We start from the raw sequence: 14,278 nt of genomic DNA on the forward strand, positions 1-14,278 counted from the left end.
GCCGATGCATCCGGGCAAAAAAGAGAGGCCGCTATCCGCAGCAGCCTCCGCCGCTCTCCCGTGCGATCACGCTCTCCGTCTCGGTCAGCGCCCGGGTCACCTCCAGCCACGCTTCCACCCCCACCTTGAAAGCCTCTCGGCCTTTGCCGGTCAGGGTGTAGGTCTTGCGCGGCCGGCCGGAGACGACGCTGCTTTCGACGGTGACGTAGCCGCCCTCCTCGAACTCGCGCAGCACCGGGTAGATCGTGCCTTCGGTGGGGGAGCAGCAGCCATTGGTCGTCAACTCCACCGCCCGGGCGATGTCATAGCCATGCATCGGCCGGTCGTGCAGCACGCGCAGGATGAAGAACTTGGACAGGCTCATCTTGATCGTGCCGGCCCAGTAGGAGCGGCTGGTGTAGTCGACCGCGGGTCGGGCGACGGCAGAGAGCTTGCGGGCTTCGGTCATGGCTCGATCCTGATACCTTGATGATCGATGAGTCAAGGGATAATGTATTGCCAATTCAGCCGCCGGAACACCCGATGATCCGCCTCGCCACGCCGGAGGACGCCCCCGCCCTCCAGGCCATCTACGCCCCGATCGTCGTCGGCACGGCGATCTCCTTCGAGCTGGCACCGCCAACGGTGGCGGAGATGGCCGATCGCATCCGCGGCACGATCCCGGCCTATCCCTGGCTGGTGCTGGAGCGGGACGGCCGGATCCTGGGCTATGCCTATGCCGGCCCGCACCGGGCCCGGCCGGCCTATCGCTGGTCGGTCGATGTCAGCGTCTATGTCGCCGAGGCCGGGCGGCGGCAAGGCATCGGTCGCGCGCTGTACGAGCGGCTGTTCGAGCTGCTGCGGCGCCAAGGCTACCACGCCGCCTTCGCCGGCATCGCCCTGCCGAACCCGGCCAGCGTCGCCTTGCACGAGGCGGTCGGGTTCGTGCCGCTCGGCGTGTATCGCGATGTCGGCTTCAAGCATGGCGCCTGGCACGATGTCGGCTGGTGGCAGCGCCCGATCGGCGACCGTCCAGGCCATCCGACCGAGCCGCGCCCGGTGACCGAGGTTCTGGACTGATCAGATCGCCCGGCGTTCGTACCAGCCGCGCGAGGCCTTCACCAGGCGGACGACCGACAGCATGACAGGTACCTCGACCAGCACGCCGACCACGGTGGCCAGCGCCGCGCCGGAGCCGAGGCCGAACAGGCTGATCGCCGCGGCCACCGCCAGCTCGAAGAAGTTGGAGGCGCCGATCAGCGCCGCCGGCGCCGCGACGCACCAGGCGACGCCGAGGCGGCGGCTGAGCCAATAGGCGATGCCGGCGTTGAGATAGACCTGGATCAGGATCGGCACGGCCAGCAGCAGGATCACCAGGGGCTGGGCCAGAATGCGCTCGCCCTGGAAGCCGAACAGCAGCACCAGAGTCGCCAGCAGCGCTGTCAGCGACAGCGGCTGCAGCACGGCCAGGGTGCGCTTCAGTGCCGGCTCGCCGCCTACGGCCAGCAGCGACCGGCGCCAGAGCTGCGCCACGGCCACCGGCACGACGATATACAGCACCACCGACAGCAGCAGCGTATCCCAGGGCACGGTGATCGAAGCGACGCCGAGCAGCAGGCCGACCAGCGGTGCGAAGGCGAAGACCATGATCAGGTCGTTCAGCGCCACCTGGCTCAGGGTGAAATGCGGCTCGCCCTCGCAGAGGTTGGACCAGACGAAGACCATGGCCGTGCAGGGTGCCGCGGCCAGCAGGATCAGCCCGGCGATGTAGGACGGGATCTGGTCCGCCGCCAGCCAGGGCGCGAACAGATGGCCGATGAACAGGCTGCCCAGCAGCGCCATCGAGAACGGCTTGACGCCCCAGTTGACGAACAGGGTGACGCCGACGCCGCGCCAATGCGCCTTGACCTCACCGAGCGCGGCGAAGTCGATCTTCAGCAGCATCGGCACGATCATCGCCCAGATCAGCACCGCCACCGGCAGGTTGACCTTGGCGATCTCGGCCGAGGCGACGAGCGCGAAGAAGCCCGGCACCACCGCGCCGAGGCCGATGCCGGCGACGATGCAGAGGATGACCCACAGGCTGAGATAGCGCTCGAACAGCCCCATGGCGGGGGCAGCCGGCGCAGGCCCGGCCGCGGTGGTCTCGGCGGTCATCACGGATCCGATCGGTCGGAGGAAAAGGTCAGTCCCGCTGGCCGTCGGGGCGGATGACGAGCTCGCCATCCTCCTTGCGGAACTCGCCCCGCTGCGGCGCCGGCAGGATGTCGAGCACCGCCTCCGAGGGGCGGGCGAGCAGCACGCCCCGCTCGGTGACGACGATCGGCCGGTTGATCAGGATCGGGTGCGCGATCATGGCGTCGAGCAACTGATCGTCGGTCAGATCCGGATCGTCGAGGCCGAACTCGTGATAGGGCGTGCCCTTCTCGCGCAGCACCGCCCGCACCGGAACGCCCATGCGCCGGACTAGCTCGGCCAGTTCGGTCCGGCTCGGCGGCGTCTTCAGGTATTCGATGACAACCGGCGTGATGCCGGCGTTGCGGATCAGGCCGAGGACGTTGCGGGACGTGCCGCAGGCCGGGTTGTGATAGATCGTGACCGCGCTCATGACGATGCCGGTTCTCCCTGGGTTTGGGCGGCCGGCTGGCAGCCGCAGCTCGCCTGCTCGATGACGCCTATCAGCGGCGCGCAGATCTCCGGCCGGCCGTTGCAGCAATCCTGGACCAGGAAGGACAGCAGCGCCTGCACGCCGTCGAGATCGGCGGCATAGAGGATCGACCGCCCTTCCCGCCGCGACCGGATCAGCCCGGCCCGGCTGAGGATGCCGAGATGGGTCGAGAGCGTCGTGCTGGGCACGCCGACCCGCTCCGCCACGGTTCCTGCCGGCACGCCGTCGGGCCCGGCCTGCACCAGCAGGCGGAAGACGGCCAGCCGGGTCGATTGGGCCAAGGCCCCGAGTCCCTCGATCGCTGCGATCTCATCCATATTTCGAGAATTTCAGAAATATGGAATTGGCGCAAGCCTCCAGCCGACACCGACCTATCGGTTTTTCATCTAATCCTTCGAAGTTGTCGCCGGAACCCACAGGCTGGAACAGCAAATGTCATCCGAGCGATACGGTTGTTAAACCGAACCGTCATCTTCCCCTTGTAGGGAACGGTCCCGTCGCCGCCGTCGCGGACGTGCAGGGCGGCCAAGGGGAGACATACATGACCGTCGTGACCAAGCTGTCGGCGGCCGCCTTCGCGCTGGCCGCCGCCGCGGTGTTTGCGCAGCCGGCCCAGGCGGCCGAGCGCACCAAGTTCGAGTTCTGGTACGGGCTGACCGGCGACCTGGAACAGCGGGTGCAGGAGACCTGCAAGCGCTTCAACGACAGCCAGGCCGATTTCGAGGCGGTCTGCGTCGGCCAGGGCGGCTATCCGAACGCGGTGCAGAACGCCATCGCCGCCTATCGCGCCCAGAAGCAGCCGACCGTGGTGCAGGTGTTCGACGCCGGCACGCTGGACCTGATGCTGTCCGGCGCCTATGTCCCGGCCCGCAAGCTGATGGCCGACAACGGCTACGACATCAAGTGGGACGACTATTTCCCCGGCATCGCCAACTACTACGCGACGTCGAAGGGCGAGCTGATGTCGTTCCCCTACAATTCCTCGTCGGCGCTGTTCTACTGGAACAAGGACGCCTTCGCCAAGATCGGCCGCGACAAGGGGCCGGAGACCTGGGAAGACGTCGAGCAGATCTCCCGCCAGCTGAAGGCCGCCGGCTACGACTGCCCGCTGGCCTTCAACTTCGACCCCTGGCCGACGCTGGAGCAGTTCTCGGCGATCCACAACCAGCCGATCGCCACCAAGAACAACGGCTATGACGGGCTCGACGCCGAGCTGGTCTTCAACAAGACCAAGTTCGTCGACCAGATCACCTTCATCAAGAAGATGTACGATGAAGGCCTGTTCGTGCTGAAGACCAAGGAAGGCGGCCAGGACATCGTCCCGGCCTTCGCCTCCGGCACCTGCCAGATGACGCAGTCCTCGGTCGCCGACCACGGCACCATCGGCAAGCTGGCCGCCCCGGACATGCATTGGGATGTGGTCAAGCTGCCGGTCTGGGCCGGCACCGAGCGCAAGAACTCCCTGGTTGGCGGCGCCTCGCTGTGGGTCCTCGCCGGCAAGTCCGACGGCGAATACAAGGGCGCCGCGGCGTTCCTGAACTTCCTGGCCCAGCCGTCCTCGGTGCAATGGTGGTCGACCGTGACCGGCTACATCCCGGTCACCAATTCCGGCTTCCAGGCGATGAAGGCCGACGGCTTCTACGACAAGGCCCCCTACAAGGGCCGCGAGCTGGCGATCGAGAGCCTGACCTGGACCCCGACCACCCCGATCTCGCGCGGCATCCGCCTCGGCGGCTACATCCAGATCCGCAAGGAGGTCCAGGACGCCTTCCAGGCGATCATCGCCGGCAAGGTCTCGGTGCAGGACGGCCTCGACCAGGCGGTGGAGCGCGGCAACGTGATCCTGCGCCGCTTCGAGAAGACCTACGCCGGCAAGCAGCTGCTCTGACCCGGCGCAGCCCCCTCACCCTCCCGGCCCACGGGAGGGTGAGGGGTGCAGTCCCCTCCTCCACCAGCCGCCTCGGACCCGATGGAAAAACGCGCCCATTTCAAGAACCGGACGCTGGCCTGGCTCCTGATCACGCCGCAGCTGCTGCTGGTGTTCCTGTTCTTCTACTGGCCGGCCGGCGAGGCGCTGTACTGGGCCTTCACGCTGGAGCAGCCCTGGGGCGGCGGCAATGAATGGGTCGGGCTGGAGAACTTCCAGGCGCTGCTGAGCGACAGCGCCTATTGGGGATCCATCGGCGTCAGCTTCGCCTATGCCCTGCTGGCCACCGGCATCGCCATGGCCGGCGCCCTGGTCCTGGCCCTGTTCGTCGACCGGCAGCTGCGCGGCTTCCAGGCCTACCGCTCGATCTTCGTCTGGCCCTATGCCATCGCGGCGCCCGCCGCGGCCATCGCCTTCCGCTTCATCTTCGCGCCCGAGAGCGGGATGATCGGCGCGATCAACGCGCTGTGGCCGGGGCTGTGGAACCCGGTGCTGAACGGCACCCAGGCCCTGATCATGGTCGTGCTGTGCCACGCCTGGATCTGGATCGGCTACAACTTCATCTTCTTCCTGGCGGCGCTGCAGTCGATCCCGCGCAGCCTGATCGAGGCCAGCGCCATGGACGGGTCGGGCGCGCTGCGCCGGATGCGCGACATCCAGTTGCCGCTGATCGCGCCGACCCTGTTCTTCCTGATGGTGATCAACCTCACCGGCAGCTTCACCGACAGCTTCGGCATCGTCGACATCATGACCGAGGGCGGCCCGGCCCGCGGCACCGAGGTCATGGTCTACAAGATCTATTTCGACGGCTTCAAAGGCCTCGACTACTCCGGCGCCGCCGCCCAGAGCATCGTCTTGATGCTGCTGGTCATGGTCCTCACCTTCGTCCAGTTCCGCTGGGTCGAACGCCGCATCCACTACAGCTGAGGGAGGACGGCGATGATCGAACGCACCCCGGTCCTGAACGCCCTGACGCATCTGATCCTGATTACCGGCCTGGTCCTGGTGCTGCTGCCCTTCGCCATCGTGCTGGCCGCCGCGACCAAGGACATCCAGGGCGTCAACCAGGTGCCGATGAGCCTGATCCCCGGCGGCCATCTGATCGACAACCTCGCCGCCGCCTGGGACCAGGCCGGGTTCGGCCCGAAGCTGCTGAACAGCCTGATCGTCGCGGTCGGCGTCACCGCCGGCAAGATCGTGCTGGCGGCACTGACCGCCTTCTCGATCGTGTTCTTCCGCTACCGCGCGCGGATGGTGGTGTTCTGGCTGATCTTCACCACGCTGATGCTGCCGCTCGAGGTCCGCATCGTGCCGACCTATTCGATCGCGGCGAATGCGCTGTCGCCGTTCCAGAGCATTCTCGCGGCCATCGGGCTGCAGGTCGACCTGCAATGGAACCTGCTGAACTCCTACACCGGCCTGATCCTGCCGCTGATCGCCACGGCCACCGGCACCTTCCTGTATCGCCAGTTCTTCCTGACCGTGCCGGACGAGCTGCTGGAAGCGTCGAAGATGGACGGCGCCGGGCCGATGCGCTTCTTCGCCGAGATCCTGATGCCGCTGTCGCGCACCAATATGCTGGCGCTGGCCGCGATCCTCTTCGTCTACAGCTGGAACCAGTATCTCTGGCCGCTCCTGATCACCACCGACCAATCCTTCAGCACCGCGGTGGTCGAGCTGAAGCGCCTGATCCCGACCAACCAGGGCGGCCTGCCGGAATGGAACATCGCCATGGCCGGTACCCTGATCGTGATGATCCCGCCGCTGCTGGTCGTCGCGCTGATGYAGCGTTGGTTCGTGCGCGGCCTGATCGCCACCGACAAGTAAGGAGAAAGCCATGGCCCATATCGCCATCCGCGGCGTGCGCAAGAGCTACGGCAAGACGCCGGTGGTGCACGGCGTCGACCTGGACCTGCCGTCGGGCACCTTCGCCGTGATCCTCGGCCCGTCCGGCTGCGGCAAGTCGACCCTGCTGCGCATGATCGCCGGGCTGGAGGAGATCACCGCCGGCGAGATCGCGATCGGCGGCCGGGTGGTGAACCAGCTGGAGCCGCGCGAGCGCGGCTGCGCCATGGTGTTCCAGAACTACGCCCTGTACCCGCATATGAGCGTGGCCCAGAACATGGGCTATGCACTGAAGGTCGCGGGCATGCCGAAGGCCGAGCGGATGGCCAAGGTGCGCGAGGTGGCGAAGCTGGTCGGGCTGGAGGATTTCCTCGACCGCAAGCCGGCGGCCCTGTCCGGCGGCCAGCGCCAGCGCGTCGCCATGGGCCGCGCCATCATCCGCGAGCCAGAGGTGTTCCTGTTCGACGAGCCGCTGTCCAACCTGGACGCCAAGCTGCGGGTGCAGATGCGGGTCGAGATCCGCCGCCTGCACCGGCGCCTGGGCGCCACCTCGGTCTTCGTCACCCACGACCAGGTCGAGGCGATGACCCTGGCCGACGTGTTGATCGTGATGAACAAGGGCGTGGTCGAGCAGATCGGCCGGCCGGCCGAGATCTACAACCGCCCGCGCACCCGCTACGTCGCCAGCTTCATCGGGTCGCCGGCGATGAACTTCATCGAGGGCCGCATCTTCGCCCCCGGCCAGTTCGGCTTCGACGAGACCAAGACGATCGCGATCGACCCGGCCGATGGCGGCCGCTTCGTCGAGCGCTCCGCCACGCTGGGCATCCGGCCGGAACTGGTGGAGATCGTGCCGGTCGACCGGCCCGGGGCGCTGGTCGCCACGGTCGACTTCATCGAGGAGCTGGGCGCCGGCCGGGTGGTCCACACCGACATCGACGGCCTGTCCTTCGCCGTCACCACCGGGGCCGAGGCCGACTACACCCCCGGCCAGCCGCTGGGGCTTTACCTGCCGCCGTCGCAGCTGCATTTCTTCGACCCGCACACCGGGCTGCGGCTCGATGCCGACCTGCCGGCCGAGCATCGCTTCGCCGTCGCCACCGCCGCCTGAGATCGAGAGACCATCATGACCGAGATCATCACCGCCATCGGCTTCTCCACCGGCGTCAGCGGCAAGGGCGACCTGTCGCGCCTGGACGCCAGCCTGGGCCGCATCGCCGCGCTCGGCGCCGACGCGGCCGAGCTGTCGCTGTACGGCGAGGACCTGATCGCCGGCGGCCGCGTGCTGCCCGACCGGGTGCACAAGCTGGAGCAGATCACCCGCCGCCACGACCTGCGCTACACGGTGCACGGCCAGATCGTCTCCAACTTCATGGACGAGCAGAACCTGCCGCTGCAGAAGGCAGTGGTGCGGGCGATGCTGGAGCTGTGCGACCAGGTCGGCGCCGGCGTGCTGGTGCATCATTGCGGCAAGGCGGCGATGACCGACGAGGCCGGGCGCGACCGGCTGGACGCGATCGAGCGCGAGGCCCTGGCCGAGCTGGCCGATGTGGCCCGCGGCTACGGCGTCAAGCTGGCCTTCGAGAACATCTTCGCCATGGACGACGGCGAGTACCGCCAGACCCCGGCCGAGGTCGCCGACACCGTGCGGGCGCTGAACCACCCGAACCTCTGCGCGCTGATCGACTTCAGCCACGCCTATATCGAATGCACCCGCCGCGGCCTGGACTGGCGCGCCCAGATCCGCAGCATGGCCTCGGCCACCGGCCATCTGCATGTGCATGACAGCTTCGGCCGGCCCTACACCATGACCAAGTTCTACGAGCCGTCCGAGGCGGTGGCGCTGGGCATCGGCGACCTGCACCTGCCGCTGGGCTGGGGCGACATCGCCTGGGAGGAGATCTTCACCGAGCTGCGCTTCCAGCCCGACACGGTGATGATCCTGGAGCTGAACGCCGACCGCTACGATGCCGAGCTGGGCAACAGCCTGGCCCGCGCCCGGCGCCTGGCCGAGCTGGTCAACCAGCGCGCACTCGCGGCCTGATGCGGGAGATCATCACGCGGCGGGCCGGCGTGCTGCCGGCCCCCGACCCGATCCTCTTGGCCGATGCGGCCCTGGCGCCGGACGATGCGCATGACCGCTTCGCCTCCGAAGTGCCGGCGCTGCATGCGGTCGAGCACCGGCCGGCGCCGGTGGACCGGCCGGTCGGGGCACGGCTGCGCGTCGCCGCCTGGAACGCCGAGCGGCTGAAGTACCACGCCCCCTCCGCCGCCCTGCTGCGGAGCACAGATGTGGTGCTGCTGACCGAGGCCGATATCGGCATGGCCCGGTCCGGCAACCGGCACACGGTGCGCGACCTGGCCGAGGCGCTGGGCATGGGCTGGGCCTTTGGCGTGGAGTTCGTCGAGCTCGGCCTCGGCGACGCCCGCGAAAGCCAGTGGCATGCCGACGAGGACAACCGCATCGGGCTGCACGGCAATGCCGTCCTCAGCCGCCACAGGCTGCTGGACCCGGTGATCATCCCGCTCGACCCCGGCGGCACCTGGTTCGCCGGCCGCAGCGGCAATCAGCGCCGCTTGGGCGGCCGCATGGCGGTGGCCGCCCGGCTCGACACGCCGCGGCCGCTCTGGCTGGTCGCGGCTCATCTCGAAAGCCACAGCGACGCCGCCGACCGCGGCCGTCAGGGCGAGCGGCTGGTCGCGGCGATCGACCGGCTGGTGCCGGCCGGCGCCGGGGTGGTGCTGGGCGGTGACTTCAACGCCACCGGGATCGCCGGGTCCCTGGAGGCACCGGAGACGGCGGAGCCGCTGTTCGCCGTGCTGCGCGACGCCGGCTTCGACTGGCATCGCTGCAACGCGCCCGGCCCGACCCAGCGCACCCGCCCGGACGGCACGCCGGTGCCGCCCTTCGCCAAGCTGGACTGGCTGTTCACCCGCCAGGTCGAGGCCGAGGCACCGGCGACCATCCCGGCGGTCGACGCCGCCGGCGCCGCCATCTCCGACCACGAGGTGGTGGCGGCGACGGTGGTGACGGGCGTGGTGGCGGAGCGATCGGTAGCGGCCGGGGCTGAGGTGGAAGCCTAGATCAGATTGCCTCTCCCGCCTGGCGGGAGAGGTCGGGCGTCCGCAGGACGACCGGGTGAGGGCTGGCCTGGGCCTCGACAAAGAACCCTCACCCGGAGCCGCTTCGCGTCTCCGACCTCTCCCGTAAACGGGAGAGGCAACGCGCCCCCACCCTCCTCCGAAATGACTCCGATGTCATGAAACGTCCCGGCCTCCCTCTCCGTATAGAGGGGTGGCCGCGCTATTCTGTCCCCGTGGCCGCAACCAGACCGCGTCCACCGAGGATCTGATGCGTTCGCCTTTCACCGACCGTGCCGGCCGCTTCTCCTGGCTGAAGACCGTGGTCTTCGTGCTGCTGCTCCTGCCCGGCCTGTGGTATGGCGGGCGCCTCGTGGCCGGCGACCTGGGCGCCGACCCGGTGCAGACCTTCCAGCGCAACATCGGGCTATGGGTGCTGTACCTGCTGGTCATCGGCCTCGCCGTCACGCCGCTGCGGCGGGCGCTGCGCTGGCCGCAGCTGATCCAGGTGCGGCGCATGATCGGCGTCGCCGCCGCCATCTATGTCCTGATCCACCTGACCGGCTATACCGCCACCCAGCATTTCGACCTCGGCTTCGTGGCGTCGGAGATCGTCAAGCGCCTGTACCTCACCATCGGCTTCCTGGCGCTCTTGGGGCTGATGCCGCTGCTGGCCACGTCGACCGACGCCATGATCAAGCGCCTGGGCGGCAAGAGATGGCAGCGGCTCCACCAGTTGATCTATCCGATCGTCGTGCTGGGGCTGGTGCATGGGGTGATGCAGTCGAAGGTCGACGTCGCCATCCCGACCATGCTGGCCGGCTTCACCATCTGGCTGCTGGCCTGGCGGGTGCTGGACAGCCGCTTCGGCCGCGGCGACGGGCTGCCGCTGTGGTCGCTGGCCGTGCTGTCGGTGGCCGCCGCCCTGGTCACGGCCGGCGGCGAGGCGGCGATGTACGGGCTGTTCACCGGGGTCGACCCGATGCGGGTGCTGCGCGCCAACCTGATCTTCGCCTTCGGCCCGCGCCCGGCCTGGATCGTGCTGGGCGCCGGCCTGGCCGTCACCGTGCTGGCGGCGCTGCGCCGGCTGCAGAAGAGCAAGGCCCGTCGGCCAGCTCTGGCTTAAGCCGGCTTCCGGACCCAGACCACCGCGGCCAGCAGGGCGAAGACCAGCACGCCGCCGCTGAGCCCCATCGCCAGCCGCATGCCCTCGACCGATAGGCCGCCGCCGCCGATCGCGCCGAGCACGGCGACGCCGAGGGCCCCTCCGGTCTGGCGCAGCGAGTTGAGCACCCCGGACGCGATGCCGGAGCGGGCGCGGTCGACCGTCGCCAGCAGCGCCGCGGTCATCGGCGGCACGGTCAGCGCCGTGCCGCAGCCGATCAGCAGCAGGGTCCACCAGAGGCCGCCGTAATCCGTTGTCGGGGTCAGCGCCAGCGCCAGTGCACCGAAGCCGGCGACGGCGACGCACAGCCCCGACACCATCGGCAGCCGCGCCCCGTGGCGCGCCGCGATCCGGCCGGCGAAGACGTTGATGACAGCGATCAGCCCGGTCATCGGCACGAAGGCGAGGCCGGTCAGCAGCGGCGACAGACCGAGCGGCCCCTGAAAATACAGGCTGAGCAGGAAGGTCGAGCCATAATAGCCGGCGTTGAGCAGGAAGCCGATCAGCGACACCGCCGAGAACACCGGATGGCGGAACAGGCCGAGCGGCATCATCGGCGCCGCGTTGCGGGATTCGACCAGGATGAAGCCGATGCCGGCCAGCACGAACAAGGCCATGCCACCCAGAACCAGCGGATGGGTCCAGCCCACCGGCTCGCCCTCGATGATCGAGCCGGTCAGCGCCACCAGCGCGACGATCGCCAGGATCTGGCCCGGCAGGTCGAGAGCGCGGTTGTGCCGGCCCTCGGTCTCGCTGACGAAGCGCAGGGTCAGCCACAGGCCGATCGCGCCGATCGGCAGGTTGATCAGGAAGATGCTGCGCCAGCCGAACAGCGCGACCAGCACGCCGCCGACCACCGGACCGGCCACCATCGCCATGCCGCCGGCCCCGGCCCAGATGCCGATCGCCCGCATCCGCTCGCCCGGATCGTGATAGGCATGGGCGACCAGCGCCAACGAGCACGGCATCAGCAGCGCCCCGCCCAGTCCCTGGGCGACGCGGGCGGCGATCAGCACCGTGCCGGTCGGGGCCAGGCCGCAGGCCAGCGAGGCCAAAGTGAACAGGGCGAAGCCGGCCAGGTACAGGCGCCGCGCCCCGAACCGGTCGCCCAGCGCGCCGCCGGTCAGCAGCAGGCTGGCGAAGGCCAGGGTGTAGCCGTTGACCACCCATTGCAGCCCGGCGACGCCGCCCTGCATCAGGCCCTGGATCTGGTCGAGCGCGACATTGACGACGGTGACGTCGACCTGGACCACCACCACGCCGAGGCTGAGCGCGGCGAGACGGGCAGCGCGCCGCGCAGGGGTGGCGCGGTCGGGGCAGGCATCGAAGGGCATGGGCGCGCCTGGGCGGCGGGAAGCGTTCGGCTTCCGTTCCCTAGCACGAGTCGCGCGGGGCCGAGGCCGCCTTCGGCGCATCGCTGTCCCGCGAGCCGGTCAATCCGGCGGCGGGCTAGACTGGAGGGGCACAGCGGAGAGATGATGATTGTGACAGGCGAGCTCTATCTGATCCGGCACTGCCGGGCGGCCGGCCAGGAGCCGGAGGCGCCGTTGACCGCCGAAGGCCGCGACCAGGCGCTGCGGCTGCGCGACCGGCTGTCGGACCTGCCGATCGCGCGCATCGTTTCCAGCCCCTTCCTGCGGGCGCGGGACAGCGCCGCCCCGCTGGCCGAATGGCTGGGGCTGCCGGTCCGGATCGACGACCGGCTGGCGGAGCGCGTGCTGGCGGCGGAGCCGGCCGAGGATTGGCAAGACCGGCTGCGCCGCTCTTTCGCCGATCCGGCCCTGGCCTGGCCCGGCGGCGAATCCGGCGCCGCGGCGACCCGGCGCGGCCTGGCGGCGCTGGCCGATGCCGCGGCCGGTGCAGAGGGGCCGGTGGCGGTCGTCAGCCACGGCAATCTGCTGGCCCTGCTGCTGCACAGTTTCGACGATCGCGACGGCTTCGCCGCCTGGGCGGCGCTGAGCAACCCGGATGTGTTCCACATCGACCCCGCCGGCACGGTCCGGCGCTGCTGGAAGGATGACGAATGACCCTGACCATCGCCCCGGAGACGCCGGACCAGGCCGAGGTGCAGGCGCTGCTGGAGCAGGCCGACCGCCGCTCGGCCGGGCTGTATCCGGCGGAGAGCCGGCACGGGCTGAGTGTCGCTGCGCTGCTGGCCCAGCGGGTGCGCTTCCTGGTCGCCCGGCAGGACGGGAGGGCGGCCGGCTGTGGCGGCTATGCGCCCGATAGCGACGGCACGGCCGAGCTGAAGCGGATCTTCGTCGCCGCCGAGGCGCGCGGCCTCGGCATCGGCCGCGCCCTGCTGCAGGCGCTCGAGGCGGATGCGGCCCGCGCCGGCATCCGGCTGCTGCGGCTGGAGACCGGGGTGAGGTCGGCCGAGGCGCTCGGCCTATATCGCCGCTTCGGCTACCGCGAAACCGGCCCCTTCGGCGCCTACGGCCCCGACCCGCTGAGCGTGTTCATGGAGAAGGCGTTGCCGGGCGGGTGAGGTGCGCAAGCGCTCCGTGGCCAGAACGGGCAAAGCGCCCTATATTGGAACCATGACGAAGCCCGCGCCGATCCAGCCGCCGGAGGACGATCCGGAGACCGCTGCCAAGCGCGCCGCGATCCGCGAAGGCATCGCCGCGGCGGATGCCGGACGGCTGATCCCGCATGAGGAGATGCGGCGCTGGCTGCTCTCCTGGGGGACGGAAGACGAACTGCCCCCGCCGCAGTGCAAGTAGCCCGTAGGTTGGGTTCGCGACAGGCGAACCCAACGGATGCCGGACACAGCTTCGAGAAGTTGGGTTCGCTTGCGCGAACCCAACCTACACCCTCTGAGCGTGTTCATGGAGAAGGCGCCGCCGAGCCGATGATGCTCGTTCTGGAGGATCAGGCCTGCTCGACGCCGGTTTCGGTTAACTCCAAACCCCCATTGTTTCTGACTAGCCACCCCTGCTTCACTGCGTATTCCACGCCATCGTCGAAATCAGCCTGCGAGTAATCACCGAGATGTTGCAGGACGATGTCCTCAGGCAGAACTACCACTCCCGCTTTCCAAGGGAATCCACCTCGCTTGACGATCAGCTTCAAGACTTGGAGAACATCTCGTGCAGGATCGTTGACCATAGCTCGTATCTCAGTCTGAAAGGGTGACAGCGGGACAAGAGGCCGCTCTTCGGAACATGGTGAGCCATTAGGCTGCATGATAGAGCAGCGTCTTTCAGGAGTTCTCTGGCGCAAGCACCTTCGACCCCTCCCGCAGGGCGGGAAAGGCAAGGCAATCCGGGTCTCGTAGGTTGGGTTCGCGGCACGCGAACCCAACAGGATCGGGTGCCACGAGGGCGGCGGCATGTTGGGTTCGCGAAGGCGCGAACCCAACCTACTCGGTCACCCGGTGTCGGGCGGCTTGGGCCTGCGGCGGTTGACACCGGCCGGGCGAGGTTCGGGCGGATCCGCCGGATCATCCTCGTCGTCCTCGCCATCCTGCGACGGCAGGAAGCCCAGCTCCTCCAGGGCCTCGTCGGCCATCTCGAGCCACTGCTTCACCTGGACCGGATAGCCCCAGCGCCGGCACAAGGCCGCCACCGCGACCTCGGCCCGGCTGGCTTCCACCAGCTCCGCCACCTCCGGC

18 protein-coding genes are annotated in these 14,278 nt (G+C 69.0%); 11 read left to right on the top strand and 7 right to left on the bottom strand.

Annotation, left to right across the window (positions count from 1 at the left end):
- Positions 1-31: 31 nt before the first annotated feature.
- Positions 32-448 carry a PadR family transcriptional regulator gene (locus AB4Z01_RS24215; RefSeq protein WP_441698341.1) on the bottom strand — a complete coding sequence of 139 codons (417 nt, stop codon included), beginning with the start codon at positions 446-448 and terminating at the stop codon, positions 32-34.
- A gap of 74 nt (positions 449-522) precedes the next feature.
- Between AB4Z01_RS24215 and AB4Z01_RS24220 the strand changes: the two genes are divergently transcribed.
- A complete protein-coding gene (locus tag AB4Z01_RS24220) occupies positions 523-1,059 on the top strand; it encodes an arsinothricin resistance N-acetyltransferase ArsN1 family B (protein WP_441698343.1) in 537 nt (178 codons plus the stop codon).
- On the opposite strand, the gene arsB is transcribed toward AB4Z01_RS24220, so the two are convergent.
- From arsB to AB4Z01_RS24235, 3 genes are all read right to left on the bottom strand, one after another.
- Entirely contained in the window at positions 1,060-2,088 is a 1,029-nt protein-coding gene (gene arsB, locus AB4Z01_RS24225) for an ACR3 family arsenite efflux transporter (RefSeq protein WP_441698374.1), read from the bottom strand.
- 76 nt (positions 2,089-2,164) lie between these two features.
- Positions 2,165-2,587, bottom strand: a complete 423-nt coding sequence (arsC, locus tag AB4Z01_RS24230; protein ID WP_441698344.1) for an arsenate reductase (glutaredoxin) — start codon at positions 2,585-2,587, stop codon at positions 2,165-2,167.
- Positions 2,584-2,964 (bottom strand): ArsR/SmtB family transcription factor, encoded by a 381-nt coding sequence (locus tag AB4Z01_RS24235; protein ID WP_441698346.1) that lies wholly within the window; start codon positions 2,962-2,964, stop codon positions 2,584-2,586. Before AB4Z01_RS24235 ends, arsC begins: the two co-directional genes overlap by 4 nt.
- Before the next feature lie 224 nt (positions 2,965-3,188).
- On the opposite strand from AB4Z01_RS24235, the gene AB4Z01_RS24240 reads away from it, so the two are divergent.
- The 7 genes from AB4Z01_RS24240 (at position 3,189) to AB4Z01_RS24270 (ending at position 10,626) form a co-directional block, all read left to right on the top strand.
- On the top strand, positions 3,189-4,535 hold the full coding sequence (locus tag AB4Z01_RS24240) for an extracellular solute-binding protein (RefSeq protein ID WP_441698347.1): 1,347 nt from the start codon (positions 3,189-3,191) through the stop codon (positions 4,533-4,535).
- Positions 4,536-4,616: 81 nt separating this feature from the next.
- Positions 4,617-5,501: an ABC transporter permease subunit gene (locus AB4Z01_RS24245; protein ID WP_441698349.1), complete on the top strand. Its 885-nt coding sequence runs from the start codon at positions 4,617-4,619 to the stop codon at positions 5,499-5,501.
- A 12-nt stretch (positions 5,502-5,513) separates the two neighbouring features.
- Positions 5,514-6,401 (top strand): sn-glycerol-3-phosphate ABC transporter permease UgpE, encoded by an 888-nt coding sequence (ugpE, locus tag AB4Z01_RS24250; RefSeq protein ID WP_441698351.1) that lies wholly within the window; start codon positions 5,514-5,516, stop codon positions 6,399-6,401.
- A 10-nt stretch (positions 6,402-6,411) separates the two neighbouring features.
- On the top strand, positions 6,412-7,530 hold the full coding sequence (gene ugpC / locus AB4Z01_RS24255; protein WP_441698353.1) for a sn-glycerol-3-phosphate ABC transporter ATP-binding protein UgpC: 1,119 nt from the start codon (positions 6,412-6,414) through the stop codon (positions 7,528-7,530).
- A 15-nt stretch (positions 7,531-7,545) separates the two neighbouring features.
- A complete protein-coding gene (locus AB4Z01_RS24260) occupies positions 7,546-8,463 on the top strand; it encodes a sugar phosphate isomerase/epimerase family protein (protein WP_441698355.1) in 918 nt (305 codons plus the stop codon).
- Positions 8,463-9,503, top strand: a complete 1,041-nt coding sequence (locus AB4Z01_RS24265; protein ID WP_441698357.1) for an endonuclease/exonuclease/phosphatase family protein — start codon at positions 8,463-8,465, stop codon at positions 9,501-9,503. The genes AB4Z01_RS24260 and AB4Z01_RS24265 overlap by 1 nt, the downstream gene beginning before the upstream one ends.
- Before the next feature lie 268 nt (positions 9,504-9,771).
- Entirely contained in the window at positions 9,772-10,626 is an 855-nt protein-coding gene (locus tag AB4Z01_RS24270) for a sulfite oxidase heme-binding subunit YedZ (protein WP_441698359.1), read from the top strand.
- On the opposite strand, the gene AB4Z01_RS24275 is transcribed toward AB4Z01_RS24270, so the two are convergent.
- Entirely contained in the window at positions 10,623-11,999 is a 1,377-nt protein-coding gene (locus tag AB4Z01_RS24275; RefSeq protein ID WP_441698361.1) for an MFS transporter, read from the bottom strand. The genes AB4Z01_RS24270 and AB4Z01_RS24275 overlap by 4 nt on opposite strands.
- Before the next feature lie 141 nt (positions 12,000-12,140).
- Here AB4Z01_RS24275 and AB4Z01_RS24280 point away from each other — a divergent pair, with 141 nt between their 5' ends.
- Genes AB4Z01_RS24280 through AB4Z01_RS24290 form a run of 3 tightly spaced genes read left to right on the top strand, consistent with a single transcriptional unit; the run spans position 12,141 to position 13,388 of the window.
- On the top strand, positions 12,141-12,692 hold the full coding sequence (locus tag AB4Z01_RS24280; protein ID WP_441698363.1) for a histidine phosphatase family protein: 552 nt from the start codon (positions 12,141-12,143) through the stop codon (positions 12,690-12,692).
- On the top strand, positions 12,689-13,153 hold the full coding sequence (locus tag AB4Z01_RS24285; protein WP_441698365.1) for a GNAT family N-acetyltransferase: 465 nt from the start codon (positions 12,689-12,691) through the stop codon (positions 13,151-13,153). Before AB4Z01_RS24280 ends, AB4Z01_RS24285 begins: the two co-directional genes overlap by 4 nt.
- 52 nt (positions 13,154-13,205) lie before the next feature.
- Positions 13,206-13,388, top strand: coding sequence for a hypothetical protein (locus AB4Z01_RS24290; protein ID WP_441698367.1), 183 nt, complete (start codon positions 13,206-13,208; stop codon positions 13,386-13,388).
- 148 nt (positions 13,389-13,536) lie between these two features.
- Here the strand turns inward: AB4Z01_RS24290 and AB4Z01_RS24295 are convergent, their stop codons facing one another.
- Together AB4Z01_RS24295 and AB4Z01_RS24300 are read right to left on the bottom strand one after the other, a co-directional pair.
- Entirely contained in the window at positions 13,537-13,773 is a 237-nt protein-coding gene (locus AB4Z01_RS24295; protein ID WP_441698368.1) for a hypothetical protein, read from the bottom strand.
- A 261-nt stretch (positions 13,774-14,034) separates the two neighbouring features.
- Positions 14,035-14,278, bottom strand: a 244-nt coding sequence (locus AB4Z01_RS24300; RefSeq protein WP_441698370.1) for a hypothetical protein, incomplete at its 5' end; no start/stop codon positions are given.

This window comes from Inquilinus sp. YAF38 (assembly GCF_052113205.1).
In the GTDB taxonomy this organism is placed as follows: domain Bacteria; phylum Pseudomonadota; class Alphaproteobacteria; order DSM-16000; family Inquilinaceae; genus Inquilinus.